This window comes from Rahnella sikkimica, from assembly GCF_002951615.1.
Taxonomy (GTDB): domain Bacteria; phylum Pseudomonadota; class Gammaproteobacteria; order Enterobacterales; family Enterobacteriaceae; genus Rahnella; species Rahnella sikkimica.
In genome coordinates, this window is sequence record NZ_CP019062.1 from 703,373 (window position 1) to 717,463 (window position 14,091).

Sequence of the window (14,091 nt, forward strand, 5' to 3'; positions counted from 1 at the left end):
TATGTGTTTAAAATAAACGCTTGGTGATTTAAATCACGAAAATTCCGAATGTTAACGTATAACTTTTAAGCCAAACGGTTCTCAGATTGAACTTTTAAATGAGATCCCGTACTTTGGCTCGATTATTATGAGATTGCGTAACTCACGGGCTGTAAAACGGGAAAAGCATGAAATCGAAAAGTTCGACATTAGAAGACGTTGCCCGCTATGCCGGTGTTTCCTATCAGACGGTTTCGCGTGTTTTAAACAAGTCGGCCAACGTGTCCGACGCCACGCGCCAGAAAGTTGAGCAGGCAATTGAAGTGCTGCGCTATGTGCCAAACCGGCTGGCGCAGCAGTTGGTAGGAAAACAGAGTTTTACCATCGGGCTGGTGACGACCTCGCTGGCGCTGCACGCACCGTCGCAAATCGCTGCCTCGGTGAAGAAATATGCCCATCAGGCCGGGTATCAGGTGCTGATTTCGATGATCGACGAGGACGTGAATCAGAGCATTCAGGACTCCATTAACGAGCTGAAATCCCAGCGGGTAGAGCGCGTGATCATCAACATTCCGCTGGAAAGTGCCGAAGCCGAACGCATTTACGAAAATAACCGCGACATTCTTTGCCTGTTCCTGGATGTGGATCCGACCAGCCCGGTCTTTAACGTCTGCTTTAATCCGGCGGACGGTTCGCGCGCCAGCGTGGAATATCTGCATGATTTAGGGCATCGCGAATTTGCCTTGCTGGCCGGGCCTGAAGACTCGGTGTCTTCCCGCCTGCGTCTGGAAAGCTGGCAGAAAACGCTGACCGAAAAAGGATTGCAGCCGGTAACGGTTGTTCACGGCGACTGGAGTGCCAAAAGCGGTTACTACGGGGCATTGCAGATGTTGCGTGAGACGCCGCAGTTTACGGCGATGCTGGTGGGCAACGACCAGATGGCGCTGGGCGTGATCAGCGCGCTGCATCAGCACAACGTGGTGATCCCGCAGCAGGTTTCCGTCATTGGTTACGACGACACCTACGACAGCGCATTCTTCCATCCGGCGCTGACCACCGTTTCCCTGGATCTCGATTTGCAAAGCAAAGAGGCCGTCGGGCTTTTGCTGGCAACGGAATCGGAAACACCGTCGCACATTTTGCCTGCACATCTGGTCGTAAGAAATTCCACGCGCGCGCCGGGACAGCCGGACAAAGACCTCAATCAGATCGCCGATCAGCTCGATAAACTCGCCCGACAGCTGCGCGGGCAGTGACGTCCGGCAGATGTAAATAATGATTTCAGAATGCTTTTGATAGCGTTTAAGATATGAAAAATTTCAAAAGATAAACAAAAGGATATGACGGAATGACCGTATGGCAGTGTTTTGTTCAGGGCTGGAAAGGGTACGTGAAGTTTGAAGGGCGTGCGACCCGCAAAGAATTCTGGGTGTTCACCTTAGTCAATATCCTGCTGATGATCCTTCTGACGGGGACGGTGGCGACCGTGATGGCGCTGGCGGGAAACCCTTACGGCGTGTTCTATGCCGGCATGGCCTACACCGTTTACGCGCTGGCGCTGGCATTACCGATTCTGGCGGTCGGTATCCGCCGTATGCACGACATCAACCGCTCCGGCTGGTGGTTTGGTGGTGTTTATCTGGCAGGTATTGTGTCGCGTTTACTTAATATGATCCTGATGGAATATGCGTCACCGGAAACCTATGTCTGGATGAAAATCACGCTGGGTATCGTGCTCGGCTGGATCCCGCTGCTGGCGATGATTTACCTGTGCTGCGTGAAATCCAAACCTGCACCGGAAGCCGATAACCACATCGTCCGCTAAGCCTGTTTTCAACAGGAGTTTGCTGCCAGCAGCGCGGCAAACTCTTCCAGTTTTGCCAGCCCCCACGGCCATTCTCCAAAACCCGATTCCACATTGATATGCCCGGCCTCGCCGATATCCACCAGCTCGCAGCCCCACGCCTGTGCCCAGAACTGTGCGCGGGCAAATGGCAATAACGGATCCGTATGGCTGGCGACCAGCAGACCGGGAACCGCCAGCGGCTCAGGCAAAATGTCATCGTCCAGACCAAAACGCATCGGTTCGGCGGGCGCGACCAGCATCACGCCTGCGCAAAGCGGCGGGTTACGGTTCGCCCACACCAGACTGGCGAGCGCGCCAAAACTGTGGCCAATCAGCAGCAACGGGCCTTTCGCCAGCGTCTGCTCGCGGTCAATGGCGGTGATCCAACCTTCGAGATCGACCTGCGCCCAGTTACGCTGTTTCACCCGCAGCCACTGCGGATTCTGCTCATGCCAGCGGCTTTGCCAGTGTCCGGCTTCGCTGTCGCGTAAACCGGGAATCAGCATCCGCGTGATGTTCTGATTTTCACTCATTGTGGGAAGGCCATCAGCACGGTCGAGATTGCCAGCAAATCGGCACTGCCGCCGGGGCTGAGATGCCGGGAAATCAGCGCCTGATCCATCGCCTGTAAATCCTCTTTTTGCCAGCCGTTTTTCAGCAACCGGCGGGCATAATCCTGGACAAAATGCAGCCCACTCAGCCCGCCGCGTGACACCAGATTGGTATCGGGATTAAACGCCATCAGGCGCAGCAGGGCGTTCAGACTGCGGCGCTCAGGCTGGTTTTCTGTCCACCAGTAAGGCAAAACATGGCGACGTAACGTCAGGAATCCGCTCTGCACTTCGCCGCGGGCTCCGGTCATGCCGTGCGCCTGAAACAGCCGTTCACCGGCGGTCACTGGCTGGCGGCAATGTTGTAATTCCCGCTCCACCAGCCCTTGCGTGAGCGCAGCGGCTTCTGCGCATAACGCCGTGCGGGTCAGCCGTTGCTGGCGGGCGCTGATGCGGCCTGCCGCCGTACACAAAATGCCCAAAGAGAAAATGCCGCCTTTGTGCGTGTTAATGCCGTTGGTTGCGCTGAACATGGCCTGCTCGCAGGCCAGACCGGCAGGGCGGATCCGCGTCAGCATGGCCGTTGCCGGTTGCGCGGCGTCCTGCTGGCCGAGCCGGTAAAACTGATGCAGCCACGGCGTAATCGCACCGATGCTGCGCAGAAACATCGGCAAATCCATGTCACTGTGCGAACCGTTATTGGCGCTGTCCACCAGTCCGGGTTTGGGCGTCAGCCAGACTTCCTTGCGCAGCGCTTCAGCCGCCAGTGTGGCGATGTTAGTGCAAACCTGCGGCTCAGTGAGTGCGGTGCCAGCCATCAATCAGCGCCTCCACTTTTGCGATCACTTCCGGCAACGGATGCTGACGCGAACGCGCGCAGGCGTGGGCGGGGCCGTCGCAAATAAGACACCGGCGGCTGGCATTATCCAGCGACCGGCGGCCTACAACGCCAGCCTGCGGGCAGATCACATCGAAATCCCATAACCGCCCCAGCGCATGTGACTGCTCAAGCGCCACGGTGGCGGCTTTCACTTCCGGTGCAGGGTGCTTAATGCTCCAGAACGCTTCCGCGCCGGTCGGCAACCAGAATACGTCATGTTTCAGTACCGCCCAGCCACGTTGTAACAGCAGGGTTTCCGCCGCGCCCAGTGCTTCGCGCATGACCTGACGGTAACTCACGCTGTCTTTCACCGCGCCGGGTGTGACCAGCGTGAGGGAAATCAGGGTGTGCGGGAATTGTGTCAGCCAGTCGGTTTGCCGCTGCGCACGCTGTTCCTTTGCTGCCAGCAAATCCTCCAGACTGACGCCTGCATTGGCAGGCGTCAAAATCGTCATTATGCGTCCTCTTTGACCTGATGAACGACGTCAATCACGCTGCCGTCGCGGTAACGGATCACGCCCACAATGCGCGGCGTAAACTCAATCGGCTTCGGTTCGCCGGTCAGCGAAATGGCACGCTGATACAACGTGTCGATATCCATGATTTTCATCCCCGCTTCTTCCAGCCGCTGGCGGATCTCAGGGCGCGCCGGATTAACGGCGATCCCGTGGTCAGTGACCAGCACATCAATGCTTTCGCCCGGTGTGACGCGGGTTGTGACACGGCGCACGACGGTCGGAATGCGGCTGCGCAGAAGTGGTGCGACCACAATTGTCAGGTTGGCGGCGCTGGCAACGTCGCAGTGCCCGCCCGACGCGCCGCGCATCACGCCGTCGGAACCGGTAATCACGTTCACATTAAAACCGGTGTCGATTTCCAGTGCGCTCAGAATGACGATATCCAGCTGATCGCAGCTTGCGGCTTTGGCCCCCGGATTGGCGTAAACATTGGTCGAAATTTCAATGTGCTGCGGATTGCGGCCCAGCGATGATGCGGCCTGACCGTCAAAACATTGCGTATCCAGCAGCGTTTCGATTAAGCCTTTTTCATGCAAATCTACCAGACTGCCGGTGATGCCGCCGAGGGCAAAACGCGCGGTGATCTGGTTGCGTTCCATCTTTTCTTCCATGAAACGGGTACAGGCCGTTGCCGCCGCGCCGGAACCGGTTTGCATCGAAAAGCCGGGTTTAAAATAGCCCGAATGTTCAATGACTTCGGCTGCCGTGCGGGCAATCATCAGTTCGCGCGGATTGCTGGTCACGCGGGCTGCGCCCACGCTGATTTTCGCCGGGTCGCCGACCTGATCGACTTTCACGATGTAGTCCACCTGATCCTGCACCAGGCTGGCGGGCATGTTAGGGAAGGGCACCAGTTCTTCGGTCAGCAGTACGACGGTTTTGGCGAACTGCGCATCCACCATCGCGTAGCCCAGCGAACCGCAGCAGGATTTGCCGTGCGTGCCGTTGGCATTGCCGAATTCGTCGCTGCACGGAACGCCCAGAAACGCGACGTCAATGTTCAGCTCGCCGTCCTGCAAAAGCTTGACCCGACCGCCATGAGAATGGATCTGCACCGGTTCTTCCATCAGGCCGTGCGAAATGGCATCGGCCAGTTTGCCGCGCATCCCCGAGGTATAAATGCGGGTAATCACGCCGTTGCGGATGTGTTCGATCAGCGCGTCGTTGCAGCTCATCAGCGAGCTGGAGGCCAGCGTCAGATGTTTGAAACCCAGACGCGCCAGCGTGCCGACGACATGATTAATCACCTGATCACCTTCGCGAAAAGCGTGGTGGAAGGAGATCGTCATGCCGTCTTTCAGGCCGCTGCGGGCAATCGCCTGCTCCAGCGAATCACATAATTTGCGATGCAGGCGGGCATCGGGATCAGAAAGATACGGCGTGGTGCGGTGCGCACCGTCGAAAGCAACCAGAGGCTTCATTCCCGGATACTGGCTGTGCAACATTTCTGTTAAGTGGCTCATTCTCTTCATATTCCTGTGCAAAATTGAGGGCTAGCGACGCACGCCGGAGGCGCTGGCGCGTTCAAGCACCACTTGTGCATGGTTAATGATCGGGCCATCGATCATCTTGCCGTTGAGCGAAATTACACCGAGGCCTTTGCGCTCGCCTTCTTCTGCGGCGGCGATAACGCGACGGGCGTAATCCACGTCTTCCTGCGTCGGCGCGTAAGCGTTGTGCAGCAACTCAATCTGGCGCGGGTTAATCAGGGATTTGCCGTTGAAACCCATTTTGCGGATAAGCTCGACTTCGCGCAGGAAACCGGCTTCATCGTTGATATCGGAATACACCACGTCAAACGCGTCGATACCGGCGGCGCGCGCGGCGTGCAGCACGGCGCAGCGGGCGTAGAACAGCTCAGTGCCGTCGCCGCGTTCGGTTTGCATATCCATCACATAGTCGAAAGCGGCCAGCGCGATGCCAATCAGACGCGGCGAGCAGCGGGCAATGGCGACGGCGTTGATGACGCCAATGGCCGATTCGATGGCGGCCATCACTTTGGTGGAACCGACTTCTCGCCCGCAGTCTTTTTCGATGCGTTCGATGTGCGCTTCCAGCTCGAAAATATCTTCCGGCGTATCGGTTTTCGGCAGACGAACCACGTCCACACCGGCGCGCACCACGGCTTCCAGATCCTTCAAACCAAACGGCGTGCTGAGCTGATTAATGCGCACGACGGTTTCGATATCCTTGTACATCGGGTGTTGCAGGGCGTGGAACACCAGAATGCGGGCGGTGTCTTTTTCGCGCAGGGATACGGCGTCTTCCAGATCAAACATGATCGAATCAGGACGATAGATAAATGCCGTGGATAACATGGCGGCACTGGCCCCCGGCAGGAACAGCATACTGCGGCGGAGTTTTTTCATCGTAACGTCTCCCAGTGAATGTTTTCTTCCTGTGCTGCACGCAGTACCGCACTTTGTACGCGGGCGCGGATAACGCAATCGAGCGCGCCTTTATCTTCAATAATCAGTAAGCCTTCTTTCACGCCGAGGGCTTCCAGCGTTTCGTTCACCACGCGGCGGATCTGATCGCCAAACTGCTTGATCACTTCGCTGTTGATCACCACGCTCAGCTCGCTGGCCGGGGCGATTTTTACCAGTAAATCGCTGGATTCAACCGTACCTGCCAGCGCCTCCTTCACAATTTTCATTCGCTTTTTCCTGCTTTAACAAAGAGTGGTAGAAATAATAAGTTCATCGCTGCGCGCCGTTTCGGCGGGCGCTTCAGCGGAATAATGGTGCTCAAGATGTGCATACGTGCTGGGCGGAACGATGTCGCGGATGCGCGGTAACTGACGGGTTTTCAGCAATGCGCGGACTTCCGAGGCTGAAATCGCGATGCCACCGGCATGGCGTTTACGCGGCAGTTCAATGACGGTCAGCGGTTTTGAGGCAGAGCGTGAAGGCGTTTCCAGCCAGTCGTGCATGTCGCAGTTGTACTGATGCGTGACCGGGCAGAAAGGTTCGCTGCCGACAAAGCGGTGCGTGATGCCCAGCGCCGGAGCGATGTACTGCCGGAAAATCAGCAGATCCATCACGCTCCAGGTCTGGTTAACCAGACCGGCTTCTTTAAGGAAATAACCGGGGAACGTGGCGCGTGAAATCATGTATTCCGAACCGGCGTGCACCGTGACATTTGGCAAATCAGCCACGCCCTGACGCACCATTTCAAGCCGTTCCTGAAACGGGAAATACGACACGTCCTCGCTGACCACAAACACGTGCAGCCAGTCGCACGTTGCCGCCGCCTGTTCCGCCAGATACCGGTGGCCGAGCGTGAACGGATTGGCATTCATCACCACTGCGCCAACGCGCTGACCGGCGTGATAATGGTGCCGGAGTGAACGGCAATAATGGCTGATGCCGACCGGCGTGTTCTCCATCAGCACCGCGACGTTGTCCCACTGCACCAGCGGGTAAAATCCGCAGCCGCGAAAGCGTTCGAGATTGCCGGGGCGGGTGTAGAGAAACAGATGGAATTTGCCGCGCTGAACCGCGAAGTTTTCGACTTCACTGAGTAATCGGGCGCTGAGGTTTTCGCCGCGCCAGTCCGCCGCGACGGCCACGCACTTGATGGTGTTACTGACCAGCCCCGCACAACCGATCAGCCGCTTGCCGGAAAGGGCCACCACGAAATACTCGATATCATCATCCATGCCCAGCTGGCTTTGATGCAGCAGGGTACGGATATCGGCCAGCATGCCCTGAGGGGCCTGGCTTGTGGTGATGACGTGAAAGTCGGGTTCGTCACGGCTGAACATAATGCATTCCTGCTATCGGATATTGTTCAAAATAAAAATGAGCATGCCGGGCGCGGAGCCCGGCGTTTAACACGTTAATGGGCGGCCGGTGCATGGCTCACCTGACGGTCCGCCGCAACAATCATATTGCTGAGGTGACCAATTTTTTCGATTTCCACTTCAATGCGGTCGCCGGGTTTCATAAACAGCGGTGGCACGCGTTTCTTGCCCACGCCGCCCGGTGAACCGGTAATAATGACGTCGCCTGCGCTCAGTGAGGTAAACGAACTGATGTACTCAATCAGCTCGGCGACTGTGTGGATCATGCTGCGGGTATTGTCGTCCTGAACCATGTTGCCGTTCAGCCAGGTGCGGATCGACAGGGCATGGGGATCTGGAATTTCATCCGCCGTGGTCATCCACGGGCCAAACGCACCGGTCTGACGCCAGTTTTTACCGGCGGTAAACCAGGTGTGCTGCCAGTCGCGGGCAGAACCGTCCATGTAGCAGCTGTATCCGGCAACGTGAGAAAGGGCATCTTCGCGGGAGATATTCTCGCCCGCAGACCCGATGATGACGGCCAGCTCGCCCTCGTAATCAAACTCAACGGAAAGGCTGGGTTTGATGATCGGCGAGGCATGGCCGGTTTGTGAGTCAGCAAAGCGGACAAACAGCGTCGGTGCCGGATTGTGCTGATCGAACTCTTTGCGTTTTTCAGCGTAATTCATGCCGACGCAGAGAATTTTTTCCGGATTCTGAATGACCGGCAAAAACGTCAGGTCGTCAAAGCTCAGATCTGCCGGTCGGTTGGTCAGTTCCTGCGCCTGTGACAGCGCATCGCCTGCCAGCAGTGCTTTGAGGTCGGGATAACGCGTACCGAGAAGGCGACCGAGGTCGATCATGCCGCTCTGCGTTGCGATGCCGTAGGACTTGCGCCCCTGATAGAGATAACTTGCCAGTTTCATAAACATGTCCTGAATTGAATCAATCAAAAATCACAATCGTGCTTGCCGGATAACGCTGTCAGACCAGGAAATTCCCCAGAACCAGCAGGGCAACCGAAACGTTGATCGCGCCGCCGATGCGGGTTGCGATTTGTGCGAAAGGCATCAGTTGCATACGGTTGCCCGCCGTCAGAATGGCGACGTCACCGGTCCCGCCCTGGCCGCTCTGGCAGCAGGACACGATGGCGACATCAATCGGGTGCATACCGATTTTCTTGCCCACGAAGAAGCCGGTGGCAACCAGCGCGGCGACGGTGCTGACGATGACCAGCAGATTGGAAACGGTGAACGCGGCGACCAGTTCGTTCCACGGCGTGATGGCTACGCCTACGGCAAACAGAATCGGGTAGGTCACGGAAGTCTGGAAGAATTTGTACACGACTTGCGAACCTTCGAGCAGGCGAGGTGAGACGCCGTGTGCCAGCTTCAGCGCGACAGCGGCAAACAGCATGCCAACCGGTGCAGGCAGACCAATCAGTTTGTGTAACAGCATGCCGACCATGTACAGCAGAACCGCCAGCAGGGCACCTGCGGCAATGGTGGTGACATCGGTTTTACCGCCGGAGGCGGACTGCGCGCTGCTGCTTGTGATGGCATTTTTGGAAGAGGGCATCAGCTGGCCTTCACCGGTCAGGTGCGGGTAGCGTTTGCCGAGCTGATTGAGTGAACCCGAGATAACAATGGCGGTCAGGCTGCCGAGCATTACGATGGGCAGAATACGGCCCAGTGCTACGCCCTGATCCATATGCAGTATGGCGGCGTAGCCGATAGACAGCGGGATCGCGCCTTCACCCACCCCCCGGCCATAATCGGCAGGATCAGGAAGAAGAAGATCTGGAAAGGTTCCATGCCCAGTGCCAGACCCACGCCCATACCGACCAGCATGCCGACCACTTCACCGCACAGCATCGGGAAGAAAATACGCATGAAGCCCTGAATGAGCACCTTCCTGTCCATGCTCATGATGCTGCCGACGATAATGCAGCAGATGTAGAGATAAAGGATGTTGGTGCTTTTGTAGAATTTCGTCGTGGATTCGACCACTACGTCCGGCAGCAGGCCGTAATAGACCAGCGCGGAAGGAATGAACGTCGCGCAAATCGCCGCCGCGCCCATTTTGCCGATGAACGGCAGACGTTTGCCGAATTCGCCACAGGCAAACCCGAAGAACGCTAATGTGGCGACCATCACCACGATGTCACTGGGCAGTTTGCCGTCAAGGCAGTCGATGGCAATCAGCACACCGGCCATCACAAACAACGGTAATGGAATAATGCCTATTTTCCAGGTGTCGAGAATGTGCCACCATTTTTCTTTTAATGAGAGCTGTTTTGCAGGCACCGAACCCGCGGGAACAGAATAAGTGTCGTCGGTTGTACTCATGATGAATCCCCTGTGTCAATTTGTGCAGGGAGTGTAAGAGAGATAATAACCGGTATTATGTGAAGTACCGCAAAGTAGAAACGGTATTTTAAAGGAGTGAAAGGTTTTTATGGTTTTAATTAGTTTTTAAGTCTTTCGGGAATATATTTTTTCGTGGTTTTTATGGTGTTATTTGTAATTATAATATTACTGTTAATTTATAGTGAAATAACTGTTGTGGATTATGTCGTTGGTCGCAAGAGGCTTGCTGCACCTGCTGTTGTTCTGCGGCGCGTCTCGCAACTTTGAATTTCCCGTCTGACATAAATACCCCTAAATGATAAAGTGCCGTCACTGTTAATGATTATCTCAGCCCTCTTTATAATGGATGCTTCGATGCGGTTTCGACCCTCTTTCCAGATAAAGCTTTTTATTTATCTTGTTGTTTTATTCGTCACGCTGTTTTCGATAGTGGGGGTTTATTACTATCGCGATATTGAACGTCAGTTATATGAGGATATGGGGCTGCGGGCAAAAGTGCAGGCAGAAGAAATTGCACTTATTCCGTCATTAATTACCGCAGTGGAAAATAAGGATGTTTCTGCAATTAACAGACTGATGATGAATATCTCCGCACACAGTGACGCGAGTTATATGGTGATTGGTGACGGAAAAGCGATACATCTTTTCCATTCCATTTATGCCGATCGCGTGGGCAAAGCGCTGGTTGGCGACGATAACGTGGACGTACTGGCAGGCAAAAGCAGCACCACCGTGCGCCTCGGTGGCATCGGGCTGTCACTGCGCAGCAAAGCGCCGATTTTAAACGCGCAGGGCGACGTTATCGGCATTGTTTCCGTGGGGTATCTCACCAGCCACATTAATACGCTGACCATCGAGAAAGCCATCCGCATACTGGTGGCTGCCGCCACGCTGTTGCTGGCGCTGTTTACCTTCTCGTGGTTTTTCTCGCGCTCGATTAAAAGGCAGATGTTTTCACTGGAGCCGCGCGAAATCGGCCTGCTGGTTCGTCAGCAAAAAGCCCTGATGGAGTCCATTTATGAAGGTGTGATTGCCATCGACGGCGAATCACGTATTGCCGTGATTAATCAGGCCGCAAAAAAACTGCTGAATCTGGACGCGCCCTCGCGGGAACTGCGCGGAAAGCCGCTGGAACAGGTGATTGCGCCGGTCAGCTTTTTTGACCGTCAGGTGATGCTGGAGAAAGACATTCACGATGAAATTTGCCTGTTCAACAACCTGACAGTGGTCGCCAGCCGCGTGCGGATCATGCTGGAAGACCAGCTTCAGGGCTGGGTGATTACCTTCCGCGATTGCAGCGACATTGACCGCCTGAGCATCCAGCTCAGTCAGGTGCAGCGTTACGCCGATAACCTGCGTGTGATGCGCCATGAGCAGCTGAACTGGACCGCAACGCTGGCCGGGTTGCTGCATATGGGCCGTTACGATGAGGCGATCCGTTACATCGAAGCGCAATCGGAAAGTGCGCAGGAGTTGCTGGATTTTGTCTCGGCGCGGTTTTGTTCGCCCAGGGTGTGCGGATTGCTGCTGGGAAAATATGCCCGTGCGCGTGAAAAGGGCGTTGAACTGGCTTTCGATCCGGCCTGCGGCTTAACACATCTGCCGCTGACGCTGAGCGAAACTGAGCTGATGTCAGTTATTGGCAATCTTCTTGATAACGCCATCGAAGCCACCCTGTTACGCGGTGAAAATGCCGGGCCGGTTGAGGTGTACATCGTTTCCACCGATACGGAGCTGGTGATCGAAGTGGCCGATCAGGGCGTTGGTATTGCGCCGGAGCGGCGTGAGCAGATTTTCTCACTCGGCGTGACCTCCAAGCGGGAAGGGGACCACGGGCTGGGGCTGCATCTGGTGGCCAGCTATGTCAGCCACGCGGGTGGCATCATTGAAGTTTCTGATAACTCCCCGACAGGTTCTGTTTTCTCTGTCTTCATACCCAACGGGCTGCCGATAGCCATTCCGGACTGTGTGCCGGTGACCATTCAACCGGAACAACGGGAAGAGCATAAATGATTCAAGCTGAAATGATTGATGTGATGATTGTGGAAGATGAGAACCAGCTGGCACAACTTTATGCCGAGCTAATCGATAATCACCGCTGGCTGCGGCTGGTGGGAATGGCCTCCACGCTGCGGGAAGCGAAGGCGCTGATTGAGGAAAAGCGGCCTCAGCTGTTGCTGCTGGATAACTATTTGCCGGACGGGCAGGGGATTTCCCTGCTTGAAAACGACGTGCTCAAGAAAACGAATTGCTCGGTGATTTTTATCACGGCGGCCAGCGACATGAACACGTGCAGTCAGGCGATCCGTTCTGGCGCGTTTGATTACATTCTCAAACCGGTGTCCTGGAACCGTCTGCAACAATCGCTGGAGCGGTTCATTCAGTTCAGCCAGACGCAGCGGGCGTGGAAAGTGGTCGATCAGCAAAACGTCGACAGTCTCTACCAGCTACAGGCCAAAGATTTCACGTCAAAGGCCGGGAACAAAGGCATCGAAGAAAACACGCTGAATCTGGTGGAAGGCATTTTCATGCAGGACGCCGGACGGTGTTATTCGGTCGATGAAGTGGTCAGTGAGACAGGGTTAAGTAAAACCACGGCACGCCGGTATCTTGAGCACTGCGTTCAGAAAGGGGATTTGCGGGTGGAAATGTTGTACGGGAAAATCGGGCATCCCCGCCGGATGTACCGGCGGGCGTAGCGCAGGCGTTAGTGCGTTTTTTTCTCTTTCGGGTATTTCCATAACCAGCGGCCGCTCGCCATACGCCAGTAGAAGAAGATGCCGCGAAAGATCCAGTCGAGGAACATCCCGAGCCAGATGCCAACGACGCCGAAATTAAGCACGATGCCGAGGAAATAACCCACGACGATGCGGCAGCCCCACATGCCGACCATGGAAACGTACATGGTGAAACGGGCGTCGCGCGCGCCTTTTAGCCCGGCAGGCAGCACCCAGGAGGCGGCCCAGAACGGCATAAAGGCGGCGTTCAGCCAGATCAGGATTTTTACGACGTCGATCACGTCCTGTTCATTGGTGTAAAACCGCGCCAGCAGCCCGGCGAACGGTACAGACAGGAAGGCCAGCACGCAGAGCCCGAAGGTGGACAACCAGAAAATATGCCGCAGCTGGTGTTCGGACTGGGCGATTTGCCCTTTGCCCAGACGGGTGCCGACAATAATCGTCGAAGCCGACCCTAAGGCGTTTCCCGGCAGATTAATCAGGGCGGCAATCGAGAAGGCGATAAAGTTACCGGCAATGACGTTGGTGCCCATGCCTGCCACAAATACCTGCGTCAGTAATTTGCCGCCGTTAAACAGCACGGATTCAATGCTGGCCGGAATACCGATGCCCAGCACTTCGCGCAAAATATTGGTGTTGAGTGGCAGGAAATAGCTTTTCAGGGAGATTTTCAGCGACGGGTTAAAGCCGATCACCAGGACAAAAATCACCGCCACGGCACCGATATAACGGGCAATTGTCAGCCCCAGTCCGGCACCGATAAACCCTAAACCGTGCCAGCCGAAACAGCCGTAAATGAGCACGCTGCTGATGATCAGGTTCAGGATGTTCATCCCGCCGTTCAGCAACATCGGGATCTTGGTATTCCCGGCACCGCGCAGGGCACCGGAGCCGATCAGCGCAATGGCGGCGGCCGGATAACTCCAGCTGCTCATCTGCAAATAGGAAAGCGCCATTTCTTTGACTTCAGGTTCAGCGTTACCCGCAATCATGTCGATAATGACATGCCCGGAAAACTGGATAAGCACGGCGAGCAGAACGGCAAAAACGGTCATGATCGCCAGCGACTGACGGGCTGCCGCGCGGGCGCGTTCGTGGTCGAGTTTGCCGAGGCTGAAGGCAACGACAACGGTGGTCCCGAGATCGACGGCGGCAAAGAAAGAAATGATCACCATGTTAAAACTGTCGGCCAGCCCGACCCCGGCCATCGCTTCTTTACCCAGCCAGCTGACGAGGAAAGTACTTAACACGCCCATTAACAGGACGCAGGCATTCTCAAAGAAAATGGGCACCGCGAGGGGCGTGATTTCGCGCCAGAACAACGTGCGGTATGAACGCCGTTTCGGATACCAGGGCGTGCGCTCGATGGCTTTGCGCAAAGAGACGATGACGTTTTGCAAGAGAATTCCAGGGTGGCAGAAAGTAG

At 55.9% G+C, this 14,091-nt stretch carries 13 protein-coding genes and 1 pseudogene; 4 read left to right on the forward strand and 10 right to left on the reverse strand.

Going from position 1 to position 14,091, the window contains the following annotated elements; translation table 11 throughout:
- Positions 1–167: 167 nt before the first annotated feature.
- Positions 168–1,235 (forward strand): LacI family DNA-binding transcriptional regulator, encoded by a 1,068-nt coding sequence (locus tag BV494_RS03120; RefSeq protein WP_104921532.1) that lies wholly within the window; start codon positions 168–170, stop codon positions 1,233–1,235.
- Between the two features lie 92 nt (positions 1,236–1,327).
- Positions 1,328–1,804: a DUF805 domain-containing protein gene (locus BV494_RS03125; protein WP_104921533.1), complete on the forward strand. Its 477-nt coding sequence runs from the start codon at positions 1,328–1,330 to the stop codon at positions 1,802–1,804.
- Positions 1,805–1,812: 8 nt separating this feature from the next.
- Here the strand turns inward: BV494_RS03125 and BV494_RS03130 are convergent, their stop codons facing one another.
- The 9 genes and pseudogenes from BV494_RS03130 to BV494_RS03170 form a co-directional block, all read right to left on the reverse strand.
- Positions 1,813–2,358 (reverse strand): RBBP9/YdeN family alpha/beta hydrolase, encoded by a 546-nt coding sequence (locus tag BV494_RS03130; RefSeq protein WP_104921534.1) that lies wholly within the window; start codon positions 2,356–2,358, stop codon positions 1,813–1,815.
- Positions 2,355–3,194, reverse strand: a complete 840-nt coding sequence (citG, locus tag BV494_RS03135; RefSeq protein WP_104921535.1) for a triphosphoribosyl-dephospho-CoA synthase CitG — start codon at positions 3,192–3,194, stop codon at positions 2,355–2,357. Before citG ends, BV494_RS03130 begins: the two co-directional genes overlap by 4 nt.
- The gene (gene citX / locus BV494_RS03140) at positions 3,172–3,711 is read right to left on the reverse strand and encodes a citrate lyase holo-[acyl-carrier protein] synthase (protein WP_104921536.1); all 540 of its coding nucleotides are present in this window, start codon (positions 3,709–3,711) and stop codon (positions 3,172–3,174) included. Before citX ends, citG begins: the two co-directional genes overlap by 23 nt.
- The gene (gene citF, locus BV494_RS03145; RefSeq protein ID WP_104921537.1) at positions 3,711–5,237 is read right to left on the reverse strand and encodes a citrate lyase subunit alpha; all 1,527 of its coding nucleotides are present in this window, start codon (positions 5,235–5,237) and stop codon (positions 3,711–3,713) included. Before citF ends, citX begins: the two co-directional genes overlap by 1 nt.
- A 30-nt stretch (positions 5,238–5,267) precedes the next feature.
- Positions 5,268–6,143 (reverse strand): citrate (pro-3S)-lyase subunit beta, encoded by an 876-nt coding sequence (gene citE, locus BV494_RS03150; RefSeq protein WP_101075837.1) that lies wholly within the window; start codon positions 6,141–6,143, stop codon positions 5,268–5,270.
- Positions 6,140–6,430, reverse strand: coding sequence for a citrate lyase acyl carrier protein (gene citD, locus BV494_RS03155; RefSeq protein ID WP_104921538.1), 291 nt, complete (start codon positions 6,428–6,430; stop codon positions 6,140–6,142). The genes citE and citD overlap by 4 nt, the downstream gene beginning before the upstream one ends.
- A gap of 15 nt (positions 6,431–6,445) precedes the next feature.
- Positions 6,446–7,540 carry a [citrate (pro-3S)-lyase] ligase gene (gene citC / locus BV494_RS03160; protein ID WP_104921539.1) on the reverse strand — a complete coding sequence of 365 codons (1,095 nt, stop codon included), beginning with the start codon at positions 7,538–7,540 and terminating at the stop codon, positions 6,446–6,448.
- A 74-nt stretch (positions 7,541–7,614) separates the two neighbouring features.
- The gene (locus BV494_RS03165; protein ID WP_104921540.1) at positions 7,615–8,484 is read right to left on the reverse strand and encodes a fumarylacetoacetate hydrolase family protein; all 870 of its coding nucleotides are present in this window, start codon (positions 8,482–8,484) and stop codon (positions 7,615–7,617) included.
- Positions 8,485–8,542: 58 nt separating this feature from the next.
- Positions 8,543–9,906, reverse strand: a pseudogene (locus BV494_RS03170) (2-hydroxycarboxylate transporter family protein).
- 375 nt (positions 9,907–10,281) lie between these two features.
- Here BV494_RS03170 and BV494_RS03175 point away from each other — a divergent pair.
- Both BV494_RS03175 and BV494_RS03180 read left to right on the forward strand, forming a co-directional pair.
- Positions 10,282–11,940, forward strand: a complete 1,659-nt coding sequence (locus tag BV494_RS03175; RefSeq protein ID WP_104921541.1) for an ATP-binding protein — start codon at positions 10,282–10,284, stop codon at positions 11,938–11,940.
- Complete coding sequence (locus tag BV494_RS03180) at positions 11,940–12,626, forward strand: response regulator (RefSeq protein ID WP_192938128.1); 687 nt, start codon at positions 11,940–11,942, stop codon at positions 12,624–12,626. The genes BV494_RS03175 and BV494_RS03180 overlap by 1 nt, the downstream gene beginning before the upstream one ends.
- Positions 12,627–12,634: 8 nt before the next feature.
- Here the strand turns inward: BV494_RS03180 and BV494_RS03185 are convergent, their stop codons facing one another.
- On the reverse strand, positions 12,635–14,065 hold the full coding sequence (locus BV494_RS03185; protein ID WP_104921543.1) for an EmmdR/YeeO family multidrug/toxin efflux MATE transporter: 1,431 nt from the start codon (positions 14,063–14,065) through the stop codon (positions 12,635–12,637).
- Positions 14,066–14,091 lie beyond the last annotated feature (26 nt).

Bases quoted from the DNA above. Each gene is read 5' to 3' on its own strand.
- citC (WP_104921539.1), bottom strand. From the start codon at position 7,540: ATGTTCAGCCGTGACGAACCCGACTTTCACGTCATCACCACAAGCCAG.
- citF (WP_104921537.1), bottom strand. From the start codon at position 5,237: ATGAGCCACTTAACAGAAATGTTGCACAGCCAGTATCCGGGAATGAAG.
- citX (WP_104921536.1), bottom strand. From the start codon at position 3,711: ATGACGATTTTGACGCCTGCCAATGCAGGCGTCAGTCTGGAGGATTTG.
- BV494_RS03165 (WP_104921540.1), bottom strand. From the start codon at position 8,484: ATGAAACTGGCAAGTTATCTCTATCAGGGGCGCAAGTCCTACGGCATC.
- BV494_RS03130 (WP_104921534.1), bottom strand. From the start codon at position 2,358: ATGAGTGAAAATCAGAACATCACGCGGATGCTGATTCCCGGTTTACGC.
- citD (WP_104921538.1), bottom strand. From the start codon at position 6,430: ATGAAAATTGTGAAGGAGGCGCTGGCAGGTACGGTTGAATCCAGCGAT.
- citE (WP_101075837.1), bottom strand. From the start codon at position 6,143: ATGAAAAAACTCCGCCGCAGTATGCTGTTCCTGCCGGGGGCCAGTGCC.
- BV494_RS03120 (WP_104921532.1), top strand. From the start codon at position 168: ATGAAATCGAAAAGTTCGACATTAGAAGACGTTGCCCGCTATGCCGGT.
- BV494_RS03175 (WP_104921541.1), top strand. From the start codon at position 10,282: ATGCGGTTTCGACCCTCTTTCCAGATAAAGCTTTTTATTTATCTTGTT.
- citG (WP_104921535.1), bottom strand. From the start codon at position 3,194: ATGGCTGGCACCGCACTCACTGAGCCGCAGGTTTGCACTAACATCGCC.
- BV494_RS03125 (WP_104921533.1), top strand. From the start codon at position 1,328: ATGACCGTATGGCAGTGTTTTGTTCAGGGCTGGAAAGGGTACGTGAAG.